Annotated in this window: 14 protein-coding genes and 1 pseudogene; 9 read left to right on the forward strand and 6 right to left on the reverse strand. The window is 69.5% G+C overall.

All coding sequences use genetic code 11. The annotated features are described in order from the left end of the window. Window positions 1–55 precede the first annotated feature (55 nt). Genes W7U_RS06410 through W7U_RS06425 form a run of 4 tightly spaced genes read right to left on the reverse strand, consistent with a single transcriptional unit; the run spans window position 56 to window position 4,483 of the window. Window positions 56–1,759 (reverse strand): cytochrome bc complex cytochrome b subunit, encoded by a 1,704-nt coding sequence (locus W7U_RS06410; protein WP_008256064.1) that lies wholly within the window; start codon window positions 1,757–1,759, stop codon window positions 56–58. Further along, complete coding sequence (locus W7U_RS06415) at window positions 1,756–2,982, reverse strand: ubiquinol-cytochrome c reductase iron-sulfur subunit (RefSeq protein WP_008256067.1); 1,227 nt, start codon at window positions 2,980–2,982, stop codon at window positions 1,756–1,758. The genes W7U_RS06410 and W7U_RS06415 overlap by 4 nt, the downstream gene beginning before the upstream one ends. Further along, complete coding sequence (locus W7U_RS06420) at window positions 2,979–3,842, reverse strand: cytochrome c (RefSeq protein ID WP_026071573.1); 864 nt, start codon at window positions 3,840–3,842, stop codon at window positions 2,979–2,981. The genes W7U_RS06415 and W7U_RS06420 overlap by 4 nt, the downstream gene beginning before the upstream one ends. 29 nt (window positions 3,843–3,871) lie before the next feature. Beyond that, on the reverse strand, window positions 3,872–4,483 hold the full coding sequence (locus W7U_RS06425) for a heme-copper oxidase subunit III (RefSeq protein ID WP_008256075.1): 612 nt from the start codon (window positions 4,481–4,483) through the stop codon (window positions 3,872–3,874). Window positions 4,484–4,622: 139 nt separating this feature from the next. Here W7U_RS06425 and trpD point away from each other — a divergent pair, with 139 nt between their 5' ends. Then, entirely contained in the window at window positions 4,623–5,705 is a 1,083-nt protein-coding gene (trpD, locus tag W7U_RS26690; protein WP_008256077.1) for an anthranilate phosphoribosyltransferase, read from the forward strand. Here trpD and W7U_RS06430 read toward each other — a convergent pair. Further along, window positions 5,643–7,511: pseudogene (locus W7U_RS06430) on the reverse strand (DEDD exonuclease domain-containing protein); the annotation flags it as partial. The gene trpD and the pseudogene W7U_RS06430 sit on opposite strands and share 63 nt — an antisense overlap. A gap of 107 nt (window positions 7,512–7,618) precedes the next feature. Between W7U_RS06430 and W7U_RS25320 the strand changes: the two are divergent. The 4 genes from W7U_RS25320 to pimB all read left to right on the forward strand — a co-directional run bounded on the left by W7U_RS25320 (window position 7,619) and on the right by pimB (window position 11,270). After that, window positions 7,619–7,873, forward strand: a complete 255-nt coding sequence (locus tag W7U_RS25320; protein ID WP_225342909.1) for a hypothetical protein — start codon at window positions 7,619–7,621, stop codon at window positions 7,871–7,873. A gap of 179 nt (window positions 7,874–8,052) precedes the next feature. After that, window positions 8,053–9,201, forward strand: coding sequence for a peptidoglycan hydrolase RipC (ripC, locus tag W7U_RS06435; protein WP_008256081.1), 1,149 nt, complete (start codon window positions 8,053–8,055; stop codon window positions 9,199–9,201). A gap of 58 nt (window positions 9,202–9,259) precedes the next feature. After that, complete coding sequence (locus W7U_RS06440; protein ID WP_008256084.1) at window positions 9,260–10,075, forward strand: DUF4157 domain-containing protein; 816 nt, start codon at window positions 9,260–9,262, stop codon at window positions 10,073–10,075. A gap of 55 nt (window positions 10,076–10,130) precedes the next feature. Then, complete coding sequence (gene pimB, locus W7U_RS06445) at window positions 10,131–11,270, forward strand: GDP-mannose-dependent alpha-(1-6)-phosphatidylinositol monomannoside mannosyltransferase (protein WP_008256086.1); 1,140 nt, start codon at window positions 10,131–10,133, stop codon at window positions 11,268–11,270. Window positions 11,271–11,282: 12 nt separating this feature from the next. Here the strand turns inward: pimB and W7U_RS06450 are convergent, their stop codons facing one another. Next, window positions 11,283–13,085, reverse strand: a complete 1,803-nt coding sequence (locus W7U_RS06450; protein ID WP_008256088.1) for a long-chain fatty acid--CoA ligase — start codon at window positions 13,083–13,085, stop codon at window positions 11,283–11,285. 147 nt (window positions 13,086–13,232) lie between these two features. Here W7U_RS06450 and W7U_RS06455 point away from each other — a divergent pair, with 147 nt between their 5' ends. From W7U_RS06455 to W7U_RS06470, 4 genes are all read left to right on the forward strand, one after another. Continuing rightward, on the forward strand, window positions 13,233–13,631 hold the full coding sequence (locus W7U_RS06455; RefSeq protein ID WP_008256095.1) for a hypothetical protein: 399 nt from the start codon (window positions 13,233–13,235) through the stop codon (window positions 13,629–13,631). Window positions 13,632–13,747: 116 nt separating this feature from the next. After that, window positions 13,748–14,185 (forward strand): SRPBCC family protein, encoded by a 438-nt coding sequence (locus W7U_RS06460; RefSeq protein ID WP_008256096.1) that lies wholly within the window; start codon window positions 13,748–13,750, stop codon window positions 14,183–14,185. Further along, window positions 14,178–15,449: an ArsA family ATPase gene (locus W7U_RS06465; protein WP_197538615.1), complete on the forward strand. Its 1,272-nt coding sequence runs from the start codon at window positions 14,178–14,180 to the stop codon at window positions 15,447–15,449. Before W7U_RS06460 ends, W7U_RS06465 begins: the two co-directional genes overlap by 8 nt. Next, window positions 15,446–15,829: a hypothetical protein gene (locus W7U_RS06470; protein WP_008256098.1), complete on the forward strand. Its 384-nt coding sequence runs from the start codon at window positions 15,446–15,448 to the stop codon at window positions 15,827–15,829. Before W7U_RS06465 ends, W7U_RS06470 begins: the two co-directional genes overlap by 4 nt. Window positions 15,830–15,907 lie beyond the last annotated feature (78 nt).

A 15,907-nucleotide genomic window follows, 5' to 3' on the forward strand; every position in this document is an offset into this window, starting at 1 on the left:
GATTGCCCGGCTCCCGCGTCGGCCAGGGGGCCGATGGGGAGCCGGGCTGAGCGGGTCAGTGCTCGCCGTCGGTCGAGCCGTTGGTCGAACCGTTCGTCGAACCGTTGAGGCTGTCCTGGTGTTCGCGCAGTGCGGTCAGGGCACGCTGCTCGGAGCGGTGCGCCGCCTCCCGCAACGCCGCGTCCTCGGACGCCGGATCGGCGAACATGAAGCTGCCGCTGCCCGGCGTCCCGGCCGAGCCCAGCTTGTTCATCTTCTTGGGCAGCGCCGCGCCCTGGTACTCGAGCGGCAGCGGGTGGCCGTGGTCGTCGACCGGGCCCAGCGGCTGGTGCAGCTCGATGTAGGCACCGTGCGGCAGCCGCTTGATGATGCCGGTCTCGATGCCGTGCTCGAGCACCGCGCGGTCGCTGCGTTGCAGGCCGATGCACCACCGGTAGGTGACGAAGTAGACGATCGGCGGGACGATCACCATGCCGATGCGGCCGATCCACGTCGTCGCGTTCAGCGAGATGTCGAACTTGAACGCGATGATGTCGTTCATCGCGCTCAGCGTGAGCACCATGTAGAACGCGATCGCCATCGCGCCGATCGACGTGCGCACCGGCACGTCGCGCGGGCGTTGCAGCAGGTTGTGGTGCGCGTAGTCACCGCTGAACCGCTTCTCCAGGAACGGGTAGATGATCAGCAGGACGAAGACCCCGCCCATGATCAGCGCCACCCAGACCACCGCCGGGATGGTGTGGTGCCAGAAGTAGAACTCCCATGGCGGCCAGATACGGGCCAGGCCTTCGGTCCACATCATGTAGAAGTCCGGCTGCGAGCCCGCCGAGACGTGAGATGGCTTGTAGGGCCCCAGGTTCCAGATCGGGTTGATCTGCAGCAGACCGCCGAGCAGACCCAGCACGCCGACGATCGCGGCGAAGAACGCGCCGGACTTCACGGCGAACACCGGCATCACCCGCACGCCGACCACGTTGTGCTCGGTGCGGCCCGGTCCCGGGAACTGGGTGTGCTTCTGGAACCACACCATGGCCAGGTGCAGCCCGATCAACGCCAGGATGATGCCGGGCAGCAGCAGGATGTGCAGGGCATACATGCGGGGGATGATGTAACCCGCTGTGGCGCATTCGTTTCCGACGCCGCCGCAGGGGAAGTCACCGCCGAACAGGGCCCAGTGCAGCCAGGTGCCGATCACCGGCATGCCCAACGTGATCGAGGACAGGGCCGCGCGCAACCCGATGCCCGACAACAGGTCGTCGGGCAGCGAGTAGCCGAAGTAGCCCTCGAACATGGCCAGGATCAGCAGCAGCGAACCGATGACCCAGTTCGCCTCGCGCGGCCGACGGAACGCGCCGGTGAAGAAGATGCGGGCCAGGTGCACCATGATCGACGCCGAGAAGATCAGCGCGGCCCAGTGGTGGACCTGACGAACGAACAGGCCGCCGCGTACCTCGAAGGAGATGTCGAGGGTCGACGCGAACGCCTTCGACATGTCCACCCCGCGCAGCGGCTGGTAGGCGCCGTTGTAGGTGACCTCGCCCATGGACGGGTCGAAGAACAGCGTCAGGTACACCCCGGTGAGCAGCAACACGATGAAGCTGTACATCGCGATCTCGCCCAGCAGGAACGACCAGTGGGTGGGGAACACCTTGTTGAGCTGTCTGCGTACGGCAGCCGAGGGGTGATAGCGCGTATCGATGTCCTCGCCCTGGCGGGCCAGGACGTCGCCGATCTTCGGGGGACTCAGTTTGGGACTCATGATGTCGTCCTCTCCCAGAATGCCGGTCCGACGGGCTCGATGAAGTCACCGTTGGCGACCAGATACCCGTTGGTGTCGATGGTGATCGGCAGTTGCGCCAACGCACGCGCCGCCGGCCCGAAGATCGGCTTGGCGAAGTGCAGCGCGTCGAACTGCGACTGGTGGCAAGGGCACAAGATTCGGTAGGACTGCTCCTCGTAGAGCGACGCGGGGCAGCCCAGGTGCGAGCAGACCTTCGTGTAGGCGAACAGCTCGCCGAAGTTGAAGCTCTCCTGGCCCTGCCGCTTGACCACGCGGTGCATGTCGGTGGGGCGAATCCGGATGAGCATCACGGGATTACGCACGCCCTGGTTGATCGCGCGCAGCTTCTCCTGCGACTCCGGGGTGGTGCCGTCACCGTCGGACTCCCGCCACGGGAAGACGGTTTCCATGCCGCCGGCGTCGATGTCCTCGGGCCGCATCTTGACGAACGGCGACCCGGCGAAGCTGCCGGTGGCGCGTGCCAGGTAGATGGTCTCGCCGTGGTAGCGCGGGGTCCAGTCGGAGGTGAACAGCACCGCCTTCTTGCCGTTGGCGGTCTGCACCACCGGCTTCCACGGGTTCTTGATCAGGCCGCCGGCAAACGCCACCAAGGTGGACAGGCCGAACGCACCCAGCCCCACGCCCAGCGACAGCCCGACCAGCTTGCGCCGCCCGATGGTGGAGCCGCTGTAGGCGTCGGCCAGGTTCGCCACGACGGTCTTGCGGTCGACGTCGCGGGAGGCGCCGTCGTGCCGGTCCTGAATCGAAATCTCTTCGGGGATAAAGCGTTTCTGGTACAGGATGGTGCCGATCCCGATCGACAGGATCGACATCCCGAAGGTCAGGCCGTACAGCGGGGTGGTCAGCGAGTAGAGCCAGCTGTCCGCGGCCTCCTTGGGCTTGTACTCCCACGGCCAGAACAAAAAGATCAGCAGCAGCGCCAGCCCGAAACCGCCGCCGCCCAGCAAAAGCCACAGGGCAACGCCACGCTCGGCGCGCTTCTCGGCCTTGGTGCCCTCGACCGGCCAACGGTTTTCCTTGAACACGGTCTCGACGCCGTCGAGCTTGCCGCCCAGCGCCACCAGCTCCTGCTGCGACATCGCGGCCAGCGCGGCGTCGTCGGGCTCCCGCTCGCCGGTGCCGTGCGGGTTTCCGCCGGTGTCCGAGCCGCGAACGTTTCCGTGGTCAGCTGAGTCGCTCATGCCCGTGCCCCAATCCACAGTGCCAGCCCGATCGCGGCGACCATCCCGATGATCCAGGCGGCCATCCCCTCGGGCGCGGGTCCGAATCCGCCGAGGCCGTAGCCGCCCGGCTGGCGCTCTTCGGTCACCGCCTTGATGTAGCCGATGATGTCCTTCTTGGCCTCGAAGGACAGCTGGCGGTCGGAGAACTTCGGCATGTTCTGCGGACCGGTCCGCATGGCCGCCAGGATCTGCTGCTCGTTGGCGGGCTCCAGGTCCGGCGCGTACTTGCCGGACGACAGCGCCCCGCCCTTGCCGGTGAAGTTGTGGCAGGATGAGCAGTTGAGCCGGAACAGGTCACCGCCGCGGCCGAGGTCCTCGCCGCGCAGCGAGTGCATCGCCAGGCTGCCGTCGGGGTTGCGCACGGTCGTCGGGCCGCCGCCGTTGGCCTGCACGTAGGCGCCCAGGGCGTCGATCTGGCCCTCGTCGAAGATCGGTTCCTTGCGGGGCGCCTGCGCCTCGCCGGTCATCGCCGGCATCCGGCCGGTGGACACCTGGAAGTAGACGGCTTCCTCGCCGACGCCGATCAAGCTCGGCCCGCGATCGGGCACGCCCTGCAGGTTGGCGCCGTGGCAGGACACGCACGACGTGTCGAACAGCTGCTTGCCGGTCCGCAGCAGCGCCGAGTTCGACTCGTCGGCGACGGCCACCTGCGGGCGGGGGGTCAGGACGGCGGCCACACCACCGGCGATGGTCAGCGCGATCAGCAGCAGCAGGCCGCCCGACAAGCGGCGGCGCAACCGCCGCCGCGAACGGTCACGCTGCCCTTGGTGCGACTGAGGAAGCCGCGACCCGGATCGGGTAGACCCCAGTTTCTTCAACCGAGCACTCCTGTTCGTCCAGCGCCTGCTCATCGGATGAAATAGATCACGGTGAACAGCGCGATCCACACGATGTCGACGAAATGCCAGTAGTACGAGACGACGATGCTGGCCGTAGCCTGCGCCGGCGTGAACTTGCTCATCGCGGTGCGCGCCAGCAAGAAGATGAAGGCGACCAGGCCGCCGGTCACGTGCAGGCCGTGGAACCCGGTGGCCAGATAGAACACGCTGCCGTAGGCGCTGCCGGGGATGGTGGTCCCGTGGGTCGCCAGGTGGAAGTACTCATACCCCTGCCCGCAAACGAAGAACAGGCCCATCAGGAAGGTGATGACGTACCAGCGGCGCAGCCCGAACACGTCACCGCGCTCGGCCGCGAACACGCCCATCTGGCAGGTGAACGACGACGCGATCAGCACCAATGTCACGGGGACGGCCTGGTACAGGTTGAGCTCGGTCGGCGGCGGCGGCCATTTTCCGCCGGACTGGGCACGCGCGGTGAAGTACATCGCGAATAGGCCGGCAAAGAACATCAACTCGCTGGAGAGCCAGACGATGGTGCCGACACTGACCATGTTGGGTCGATTCAGCGAATGAACGCGCGACGTGATTGCAGTACCTGAGGTCCCGACAGCGCTGGTCACATCCGCAAGTATGACGCTTTGTAGTTGTTGATCTCCACCCGGGGCGCAATTTGATGCCTCGCGCGTCGCGCGCGTGTGTGGTCGGGCCGCCCGCGGCCGACGGTTGGGGCCGCTGTGGTGCTCGTGGGACCATCGGCGCGTGGCTTTGTCATCTGAGGTCTCGCCGTCCGGCGGGTCCGCGACGTCGTGGCCGCGGCTGCTGGGCCGGCTGACGGGCGGTCAGGACCTGACCCGCGGCCAGGCCGCCTGGGCCATGGACCAGATCATGACCGGCGCGGCGAGCGCCGCCCAGATCGCGGCCTTCGCGGTGGCGATGCAGGTGAAGGTGCCCACGTCGGCCGAGGTGATCGAGCTGGCCGAGGTCATGCTCGGCCATGCGCTGCCGATGCCCGATTCCGGGATGCCCGAGGACACCGTCGACATCGTCGGAACCGGCGGCGACGGCGTCAACACCGTGAACCTGTCCACGATGGCGGCGATCGTGACGGCGGCCGCGGGTGTGCCGGTGGTCAAACACGGCAACCGGGCGGCCTCGTCGTTGTCCGGTGGCGCCGACACGCTCGAGGCGCTCGGCATCCGTATCGACCTCGGGCCCGACGAGGTGGCGCGCAGCCTCGCCGAGGTCGGCATCGGGTTCTGCTTCGCGCCGTTGTTCCACCCGTCGTACCGGCACACGTCCGCGGTGCGCCGCGAGCTCGGCGTGCCGACGGTGTTCAATCTCCTTGGGCCGCTTACCAATCCGGCCCGGCCCCGGGCCGGATTGATCGGCTGCGCGTTCGCCGACCTGGCCGAGGTGATGGCCGGGGTGTTCGCCGCCCGCCGCTCCAGCGTGCTGGTGGTGCACGGCGACGACGGGCTCGACGAGTTGACGACCACGACCACCAGCACGATCTGGCGGGTACAGGCCGGCACCGTGGACCGGCTGACGTTCGATCCGGCCGGGTTCGGCTTTCCCCGCGCCGACCTCGACGACCTGTTGGGCGGCGACGCGCAGGCCAACGCCGCGGAGGTGCGTGCGGTGCTGGCCGGAGCCAAGGGCCCGGTGCGCGACGCCGTCGTCCTCAACGCCGCCGGCGCGATCGTGGCCCACGCCGGGTTATCCAGTCGCGCCGAATGGCTGCCGGCGTGGGAGGACGGGTTGGCCCGCGCCGGCAAGGCCATCGACTCCGGCGCGGCCGAACAGCTGCTCGCGCGTTGGGTGCGGTTCGGCCAGCAGGTCTGAATCGCGCAGGGCTTGCTCGGCGGCCAGCCGCGCCGAGCGGGCCGCCTCCGCCCACGCCGCCCACCCGCCGGCCGATCGCAGCGGGGACGCCCAGCCCGCGCCGTCCCCGGTTGCCTCGACCCGAACGATGCGCACGCCGGGAGCGTCCAGCCAGCGCGCGATCAGCGCGGTCTCCTCGACCAGCGCCCCGCCCAGCGGGGCCGGCCCGGGCAGAATCGCTTGTGCCCCAGCGGTAATCGCGTCGACGACCGGCATCGGCGGCACCCCCCGTCGGGCGTTGCCCGCGGCGGCGAGTTGGCCGTGGCGGATGACGGCGAGGTGATAGCCGCCCTGGCCGTCGGGCGCGGCGGCGACCAGCTCGGGCAGGGCGACCAGGGCGCGCAGCCGCTGACCGCGCCACAGCGTCTCGACCGCGGCGGCGGTGCGGTCGCGCAGCCGCGCGGCGCTCTCGAAGTGACGCCGCTCGGCGAGGGCGGCGACCTGGGCCACGGCGGACGTCAGGGCGGCGTTGTCCGCGCCGTCGACCAACGCCGCCATGCGCGCGACGGCCGCGGCGTATTGGGTGGCGGTGACGTCGCGGGCGGCCGGGCACGGTGAGACCTCCGCCTCGGCGCACAGCGGCCCGTGTAATGCCGTGCGCCCCAACCGGTTCGTGCAGGTGCGCAGCCCGGTGAAGCGGGACAGCAGGGCGGCGGTGTCAGCGGCGTCGGCGCGCGCCCGGAACGGGCCGACGGCGCGGTCGTGGCGCGGGGCGCGCACCACCGCCAGGCGGGGGAAGGCCTCGTCGGTCAGCGCCACCCACCACCAGCGCTGCGGGAACCGGGATCGCCGGTTGTACGGCGGGGCGTGCGCGGCCAGCAGCCGCAGCTCGCGCACACCGGCCTCCAGCGCGTGGGCGCACTCGACATGGTCGACCGCGCAGGCCAGCGTGACCATCTCCTTCATGCGGCCGCGCGGATCGGCGCCGGTGAAGTACTGCAAGACCCGCCGCCGCAGGTCGACCGCGGTGCCGATGTAGAGCACCTCGTCCGACGGCCCGCGGAACAAATAGACACCCGGCCGGTGCGGGAGCCCGTCGGCGAGCACGCGTTTGCGGCGCTGGGCCGGTGCCACGTCGGGCAGATAGGAGCGCAGGTCGGCGTAGGTGTGCACGCCCTGGTTGCCCACGCGTTCGATGAGGGCGTGCAGCACGTCGACGGTGGCGCGTGCGTCGTCGAGGGCGCGGTGGGTGGGCTGGGTGGTGACGGCGAACAGCCGCGCCAGCGACGCCAGCCGCACGCTGGGCGCCTCCTCGCGGCTGAGCACCCGGCGGGCCAACCGCACCGTGCACAGCACCTGCGGCCGCGGCCAGGCGATGTCGCACCGCTGCGCGGCGGCCCGCAGGAAGCCGATGTCGAAACCGGCGTTGTGCGCGACCAGCACGGCCCCCTGGTCCAAGCGGGCGAACTCCAAAAACATCGGCAGCACGGCGTCGATGGTCGGCGCGTCGGACACCATGGCCGTGGTGATGCCGGTCAGCCGCACGACCTGGGGCGGGATGCTGCGCTGCGGATCGATCAGCGTGGCGAACTCGCCGAGCACCACGCCGCCGCGCACCTTGACCGCCCCGATTTCGGTGATGGCGTCCGGCTCGGTTCCCGCGGCGGATTTGGTGCGTCCGCCGGTGGTCTCGAGGTCCACCACGACGAAGGTGGTGTCGCGCAACGAGAGTTCGTCGGGCGTGAAGGGTGATCCCACGTCGGCGAAGCTCAGCTGAGTCGCCCCGCGTGCAGTCACGGGGGTGACGTTAAGCACGACGGCTGACATCCGCGGCGTCCCACGCCGCGGCCCCGGGGAGATGTCGGTGCCCGCGGTTACCGTTCGGGCAGACCGGCGTGATGTTCGTCGGAGCCAGACCGAGAGGACCGATCCCGATGGCACCAAGAACTCGACCCACCGACGTCGCCATGCCGCCGCCCGAGCCGGGCGCGCCGGTGGTGATCGACTGTGACGACTGCGCGGTGCGCGGACCCGGATGCCGCGACTGCGTGGTCAGCGTGATACTCGGGGTCCCGGATACTTTATTGCAGGACGAACAAGCGGCATTGGAGGTTCTCGCCGAGGTCGGCCTGGCTCCGCGACTTCGTCTGGTGCCGATTCGTCGGGACCGCGGATCTGGTGTAGCGTAAATGCCTTGTCCGCCAACGGCCCTCGGTCAGGCGGAATGGATCACATGAAAATGACAGAATTCTTTCTAATTTCTTAACCGCCCGCTTTGGACAAACGCCGATATCGTTTCGTAACCTGTTTGAGACCTAAACCCGCTCGACGACCAGTGTTCGTCGATGGCCGTTTAAGGAAGCAAATCTTGAGGCTTGATTCTAGTTGCCTGGTTGCGCGTGTCCTGACACGTTCGGCCCTAGGGACGCTAGCTGGCTTCGCGATTCTGTGCGGTGTGGTGATCGCCCCCTCGTGGGCGGACCCGGCCCAGGACGCCATGGCAAAACTCAACGAGCTGTCGCGCCAGGCGGAGCAGACCACCGAGGCGATGCACAGCGCCCAGCTCGACCTGAATGACAAGCTGGCCGCCCAGCGCGCCGCCGACAAGAAGCACAACGACGACCAGGCCGCCGTCGACGCGGCGAAGGCCCATCTGGCGTCGTACCAGAACTCCGTCAACAACCTGGCCGCGGCGGCGTACATGGGTGGTCGCGTCGACGGCATGCAGGCCATCCTGACGGCCGGTTCGCCGCAGGGGCTGATCGACAAGCTCGCGGTGCAACGCGTGATGGCCACGCAGATGGCCAGCCAGATGAAGAGCTACCGCATCGCCGGCGAGCAGGCCGCCAAGGCCGAGCGGGAGTCCGCGAAGTCCGCCGCCGACGCCAAGAGCGCGGCCGAGCAGGCCGCCGCGGTGCGAGCGAGCTTGCAGTCCAAGCAAAGTCAGCTGCAGGTGCAGATCGCGGTGGTCAAGTCGCAATACATGTCGTTGACCGCCGACCAGCGCACCGCGCTGGCCAATCCCGCACCCGCCGCCGTCCCCGCGGCGGCGCCGGCGCCCGGTGCCCCGGCGCCGGAAGCGGCACCCCCGGGACCCGGGCAGGCGCCGGGTGAGGCTCCGGCTCCAGGCGGCATGCCCGGGATGGCTCCCGGCGGTGGGGTCGGCGGCGGTGACCGTGCCACCGTCGTGCAGGCCGCGCTGACCCAGGTCGGCTCGTCCTATGTATGGGGCGGCGCCGCGCCCGGCGGATTCGACTGCTCCGGACTGGTGATGTGGGCGTTCCAGCAAGCCGGCATCTCGTTGCCGCACTCCAGCCAGGCGATGGCCCACGGCGGTCAACCCGTTTCGCTGTCGGACCTGCAGCCCGGTGACGTGCTCACCTTCTACTCCGACGCCTCGCATGCCGGCCTGTACATCGGTGACGGCATGATGATCCATTCGTCCACCTACGGTGTGCCGGTACAGGTCGTGCCGATGAACTCCTCGGGCCCGATCTACGACGCCCGCCGTTACTAGACACTCCACGCTGCGTCGGCGGCTTCCGCTACTGCTGGCCTGGGTCTTCGTCGTCGAATTGATCGTGGCCGCGGCCGTGCCGTTCGACGCCGAACGCAGCAGCCGGATCCGGCCCCCGCAGCTGATCACGCCCGCGCGCAGCCAGGTCAGCGCCTCGACGAAGTCGATCGTCGTCGGCGACCGCACCGTCCGGCTGCTGGGCCTCGGCGGCCCGTCCAGCGAGCGCCTGTTGTTTCGGGTGGCCTCGGACATGGGCGCCGCGATCGGCGCCGTGGAGGCGTTCTGGGGCCTCGACTGGCCACGGGAAATCTCGATCGTCGCGGCAGGCACCGACGAGGAATTTCGCGCCGCCGCCGGCGGGGGACCGGCGGCGCAGTGGGCCGACATCGCCGCCGCGACGGTCTCCGACCGGATCGATCCCGTTCGCCGGGTCGCCCTGGGCCAGCGGATCGTGTTCGCGCCGGGTGCGGCCAACATGAGCGCGGCGTCCCTGCGAATCGTGTTGGCCCACGAGCTTTTTCACTACGCCGCACGCGCGGACACCGTTGCCGACGCGCCCCGCTGGCTCACCGAAGGCGTCGCCGACTTCGTCGGCCGCCCCCCGACGCCGGTGCCCAAGGAGGGGTTGCTGCCCATGACGCTGCCCTCGGACGCCGACCTGGATGTGCCGGGGGCGCCGCGCTCGCTGGCCTATGACCGCGCCTGGTGGTTCGCCCGGTTCGTGGCCGACACCTTCGGAGCGCCGAAGCTGCACGATCTCTACCTGGCGACCTGCGGCCTCAGGCGCGCCGACATGGCGACCGCCGCCCACGACGTGCTGGACACCAGCGAGGCGGGCCTGCTCACCGCCTGGCGCCAGTGGCTGACCCACTAACTACGCACCGGGCCGTGTGCACGCACGGCGCCGCCGCCACGCTAGCCTGTCGCAGGTGAGTCGGGTCCTGCTGGTAACCAACGACTTTCCGCCCCGCCCGGGCGGCATCCAGTCGTACCTCGGTGAGTTCGTCGGCCGACTCGTCGAGGCCCGGTCGCATTCGGTGACGGTGTACGCGCCGCACTGGAAGGGCGCCGAGGCCTTTGACCGCTCGGCCGAGGCGGCCGGCTACCGCGTGGTGCGCCATCCGGGCACCCTGATGCTGCCCGGCCGGGCGGTCGACACCCGGATGCGGCGGCTGATCGCCGACGACGGCATCGAGACCGTCTGGTTCGGGGCGGCCGCGCCGCTGGCGCTGCTGGCCCGGCGAGCGCGGGGCGCGGGGGCGAAGCGGGTGGTGGCCAGCACGCACGGCCACGAGGTCGGCTGGTCGATGCTGCCGGTCGCGCGGTCCGTGCTGCGGCGCATCGGCGACGACACCGACATCGTCACGTTCGTCAGCCGCTACACGCGGTCCCGGTTCGCACCCGCCTTCGGGCCCAAGGCCTCGCTGGAATACCTGCCGTCCGGGGTGGACACCGACAAGTTCCGGCCCGATCCCGCCGGGCGCGCCGCGTTGCGTCGGCGCTACGGGTTGGGCGAGCGGCCCACGGTGGTGTGCGTGTCTCGGCTGGTGCCCCGCAAAGGCCAGGACATGCTCATCAAGGCGCTGCCCTCGATCCGGCGACGCGTCGACGGGGCCGCCCTGGTCATCGTCGGCGGCGGACCCTACCTGGAATCACTGCGGACGCTGGCCCGCGACTGCGGGGTGGCCGACGACGTGATCTTCACCGGCGGCGTGCCGGCCGCCGAACTGCCAACGCATCACGCGCTGGCGGACGTGTTCGCGATGCCCTGCCGCACCCGCGGCGCCGGACTGGACGTCGAGGGACTGGGCATCGTCTTCCTGGAGGCCTCCGCGAGTGGCGTGCCCGTCGTCGCCGGGAAGTCCGGGGGGGCCCCGGAAACCGTGCGGCACAACGAAACCGGGCTCGTCGTCGACGGTTGCTCGGTGACCGAGATCGCCGACGCCGTCACCGAGTTGCTGACGGATCGGGACCGGGCGGCCGCGATGGGCGCGGCCGGGCGCGACTGGGTGACGGCCCAGTGGCGCTGGGACACCCTGGCGACACGGCTGGCCGGGCTGCTCGGCTAGCGGTGCGCGCGGTCAGTCCTTTTCGTAGATGGCCTCGATGTCGGAGGCGAACTTTTCGGCCACGACGTTGCGCTTGACCTTCATCGTCGGCGTCAGTTCCCCGGTGTCCTCGGTGAAGTCGACGGGCAGGATGCGGAACTTGCGGATCGACTCGGCGTGCGACACCGCCTGATTGGCGTCCTTGATGGCCGCGTCCACCTCGGCGACGAGGTCGGGATCGGTGGCCAGATCGGCCACCGACGCGCCGGATCCCTTCTGGTTGCGCTGTTTCCAGCCGTCGAACGCCTCTGGATCGATGGTGATCAGCGCGCCGACGAACGGCTTGGCGTCGCCGACGACCATGGCCTGGCTGATCAGCGGATGGGCCCGCAGCCGGTCCTCCAGCACGGCGGGGGCGACGTTCTTGCCGCCCGCGGTGACGATGATCTCCTTCTTGCGCCCGGTGATCTTCAGGAACCCGTCGTCGTCGAGCACACCAAGGTCGCCGGTCTTGAACCAGCCGTCGGTGAACGCGTCGGCGGTGGCCTGCTCGTTGCGCCAGTAGCCGCTGAACACCACGCCGCCGCGCACCAGCAGCTCGCCGTCCTCGGCGATGCGCATGCTGTTGCCGGGCAACAACGTTCCGACCGTGCCGATCTTGACGTTGCCGACCTGGTTGACCGTGATCGCGGAGCTGGTCTCGGTCAGGCCGTAGCCCTCATGGATGGTGAGGCCGACGCCCCGGTAGAAGTGCCCCAGCCGCGACCCCAGCGGCGCGCCGCCCGACACGGACGCGTGGCAGTCGCCGCCCAGCGCCGCGCGCAGCTTGCGGTACACCAGCCGGTCGAACAGCGCATGCTTGGCGCGCAGCACCGGCCCCCGCCGGCCCCCGTCGGAGGCCTCGCTCCAGTCGACGGCGGTTTGCACGGCCATGGCGAAGATGCGCCCCTTGCCATCGTTCGCGGCGTTTTGCTCCGCCGTGTTGTAAACCTTCTCGAACACCCGCGGAACCGACACCACCACCGTCGGTTTGAACACCGCGAACATCGGCAGCAGGTTCTTGATGTCGCTGGTGAATCCGACGGTCACCTTGTTGGCGAACGCGGACAGGGTCAGCGAGCGCGCCAGCACGTGGGCCAGGGGCAGGAAGATCAGCAGCCGCTGGCCCTCATCGAGCAGCGTCGGCAGGCTCTCCTTGGCGCCGCGGGTCTCGTACAGCAGGTTGGAGTGCGTCAGCTGGCAGCCCTTGGGCCGCCCGGTGGTGCCCGAGGTGTAGATGAGCGTCGCGGGGTCCGCGGCCCGCAGGCCCTCCAGGCGTGCGGTGAGCTCGGCCGGTTCCACCGACTCGCCGGCCTCGACGAGCTGGTCGAGCGCCTTGGGCCCCGACCCGTTGATGTGCAGCACCCGGCGCAGGGCGGGCAGTTCGGCGGTCAGCTCGGTGACCATCGCCGCGTGCTCGTCGGTTTCGGCGAAGGCCAGCACCGCCTCGGAGTCCTGCAGCACCCAGCGGACCTGTTCGGCCGACGACGTCTCATAGATCGGCACCGTGACCCCACCGACCGCCAGGATGGCCAGGTCGAGGATCGCCCATTCGTAGCAGGTGGCACAGAAGATCGACACCCGGTCGCCCGCCTGCACGCCCAGGGCGATCAAACCCAGTGCGGCAGAGCGGATCTGACCGGCGGCCTCCGCGCAGGTGACGTCGGTCCACTCGCCGTCGACCTGGCGTTGGTAGATGACAAAGTTCGGGTCATCGCGCTCGTGCTCGAAGACCATCGCCGCGATGTTGTCGTCATCGTCGACCGGAAAGCGGGCGGGGACGCTGTACTCACGCACTCTTATGACCTCAATTGACCTCGTGACGTTTCCCGGCAGCCGGGGTTGCTGTCGACCAGCCTAATCCGAGCATCGAGCCAGCACGGCCACAGTCGGTGCGGCCGGGACCCCGACGCCCGCCGCATGCGGGTGTGTGAAGCTGTGGGCATGAACAGCATCCAGATCGCGGATGAGACGTTTGTCGCCGCCGACGGCGCACGGGTGGGCGCCGCGGTCGCAGATCGGGCTAGTTGGCGCCGCTGGTGGCCGGACCTGCGGCTGCAGGTCGTCGAGGATCGCGCCGACAAGGGCATCCGGTGGTCGGTCACCGGCGCGTTGACGGGGACCATGGAGGTCTGGCTGGAACCTTTGATGGAGGGGCTGGACGGGGTGGTGCTGCACTACTTCCTGCACGCCGAGCCCACCGGGGTGGCGGCCTGGCAGCTGGCCAAGCTGAACCTGGCGAAAATGACACACCGCCGCCGAGTGGCGGGCAAGAAAATGGCCTTCGAGGTCAAGACGACACTGGAACGGTCACGTCCGGTCGGAGTTTCTCCGGTAGTTTAGCCGGGTCGGGTCCGCGCGGAGAGTACCGTGTCGGACCGAGACCCACGGGGGTCCCCGCACGGCCGGTTCCGAGCAGCCGGGACCCATCCGCTCGCGGGAGAGAGGGCAGCAACCAGGTGGCGGAGAAGACGACGCAAACCATCTACATCGACGCCGACCCGGGCACCGTGATGCGGGTGATCGCGGATATCGATTCCTACCCGCAGTGGATCTCGGAGTACAAGGAAGCCGAGGTTCAGGAGAAGGACGCCGACGGCTACCCGAAGGTGGCGCGGATCGTCATGGACGCCACCGTCCTCAAGGACACCATGGTCATGTCCTACCAATGGCCCAAGGATCGCCAGTCGGTCAGCTGGACGCTGGTGTCGAGCTCGCTGCTGCGTGCCCTCGAAGGCTCATATCGGTTGGCGCCCAAGGGATCTGGCACCGAGGTCACCTACGAACTCTCCGTCGACTTGGCCATGCCGATGATCGGCCTGCTCAAGCGCAAGGCCGAGCGTCGTCTGACCGACACCGCGTTGAAGGATCTGAAGAAACGAGTCGAGGCTGAGTGAGACGGCTGCGCCCGCCCCGGCCCGGATCAGTCTCTTCGTTGGGAAAGGCGGGGTAGGGAAATCCACCCTGGCTTGCGCCACCGCGGTCAGTTCTGCGAGCGCGGGACAGCGGGTGCTGGTGGTGTCCACCGACCAGGCGCACTCGCTTGGTGATGTGCTGGGCACCCCCGTCCCGCCCAGCCAGGACGAACTGGTGCGGGTGTCCGCCGATCTCGAAACCGGGCGAGCGGAGGCCGGCGGCGGATTTCTCGATGCGCTGGCCTTGGACACCCTTGCCCTGCTCGAGGTCCGTTGGCGTGAGGCCGTCGCCACGTTGGACCGGCGGTTCCCCGACTCCGAATTGAGCACCATTGCGCCCGAAGAGCTTTCGGCGTTACCCGGCGTCCAGGAGGTGCTCGGCCTCTACGCCGTCGGTGAGCTGGCCGGCTCGGGACGATGGGACCGCGTGGTGGTCGATTGCGCGTCGACCGCGGACGCGTTGCGGATGTTGACGTTGCCCGCCACCTTCGGGCTGTACGTCGAGCGGGCGTGGCCGCGGCATCGCCGGCTATCCGTCACCGCCGACGACGGCCGCTCGGCGGCGGTGGTCGAGCTGCTCGAGCGCATCAGCGCGAGCGTGGAGACGCTCGGCGCGCTGCTCACCGACGGCGAGCTGGTCAGTGCGCACCTGGTGTTGACCCCCGAGCGGGTGGTCGCCGCGGAGGCGGCCCGCACACTGGGGTCGCTGGCCTTGATGGGCGTGCGCGTCGAAGAGCTGATCGTGAATCAGGTTCTGCCGCAAGACGACTCATACGAGTACCGCAACCTGCCCGAGCACCCGGCCTTCTACTGGTACACCGAACGCATCGCCGAGCAGCGCAGTGTGCTCGACGAGCTCGACGCCACCATCGGTGAGGTGGCCCTCGTGATGACCCCACACCTGTCCGGCGAGCCGATCGGCGCCAAGGCGCTGGGCGCGCTGCTCGACGCCGCCCGCCGCCGGGGAGGCACCGCGCCGCCGGGCCCGTTGCGGCCCGTCGTCGACCTCGAATCCGGGACGGGACTTGGGTCCGTCTACCGGATGCGGCTAGCGTTGCCGCAACTCGATGCGTCGGCGCTGACCCTCGGGCGGGTCGATGACGACCTCATCATCAGCGCCGGCGGATTGCGGCGCAGGGTGAGGCTGGCGTCGGTGCTTCGGCGCTGCATCGTGCTGGACGCGCGCCTGCGGGGTAGTGAGCTGACAGTGCGTTTTCGACCAGATCCGGAGGTGTGGCCTAAGTGAGTGGGGCTCATCCCGAAATCGGTCCGGAGCTACGCAGGCTCGCCCAGACGATCCTGGACGGCATCGACCCCGCGGTGCGCGCGGCCGCGGCGCTGACGGCCGGCGCCGGACCGGGAACCGGCAAGTGCCAGCAGGTGTGGTGCCCGGTGTGCGCCCTGGCCGCGCTGGCGACCGGCGACCAGCACCCCTTGCTCACCGCGATCGCCGACCACAGCATCGCCCTGCTTCAGGTGATCCGCGACATCGTCGACGACATCGACCGGGCGTCGCGCCCGACGCCGGAACCGCCGCCCGCCGGTCCGCCCGGCGGCGCGGCCGACAGCGGCGACGCCGAAGCGCGGACGCGTTATCAGCCCATCCCCGTCACGCTGGACGAGTGAGGGCGCTGCGTCGCAGGTGGTCCCTTCCCGTGGGGATAGGTACAGTTGGCGCAGTACATCAGCGGGGTGTAGCCGAGA

It is taken from the genome of Mycobacterium sp. H4Y (assembly GCF_000364405.1).
GTDB classification, from domain to species: domain Bacteria; phylum Actinomycetota; class Actinomycetes; order Mycobacteriales; family Mycobacteriaceae; genus Mycobacterium; species Mycobacterium intracellulare.

Coding starts and splice junctions, on each gene's coding strand:
- W7U_RS06410 (WP_008256064.1), bottom strand. CDS start 1,759: ATGAGTCCCAAACTGAGTCCCCCGAAGATCGGCGACGTCCTGGCCCGC.
- W7U_RS06415 (WP_008256067.1), bottom strand. CDS start 2,982: ATGAGCGACTCAGCTGACCACGGAAACGTTCGCGGCTCGGACACCGGC.
- W7U_RS25320 (WP_225342909.1), top strand. CDS start 7,619: ATGGCACCAAGAACTCGACCCACCGACGTCGCCATGCCGCCGCCCGAG.
- W7U_RS06455 (WP_008256095.1), top strand. CDS start 13,233: ATGAACAGCATCCAGATCGCGGATGAGACGTTTGTCGCCGCCGACGGC.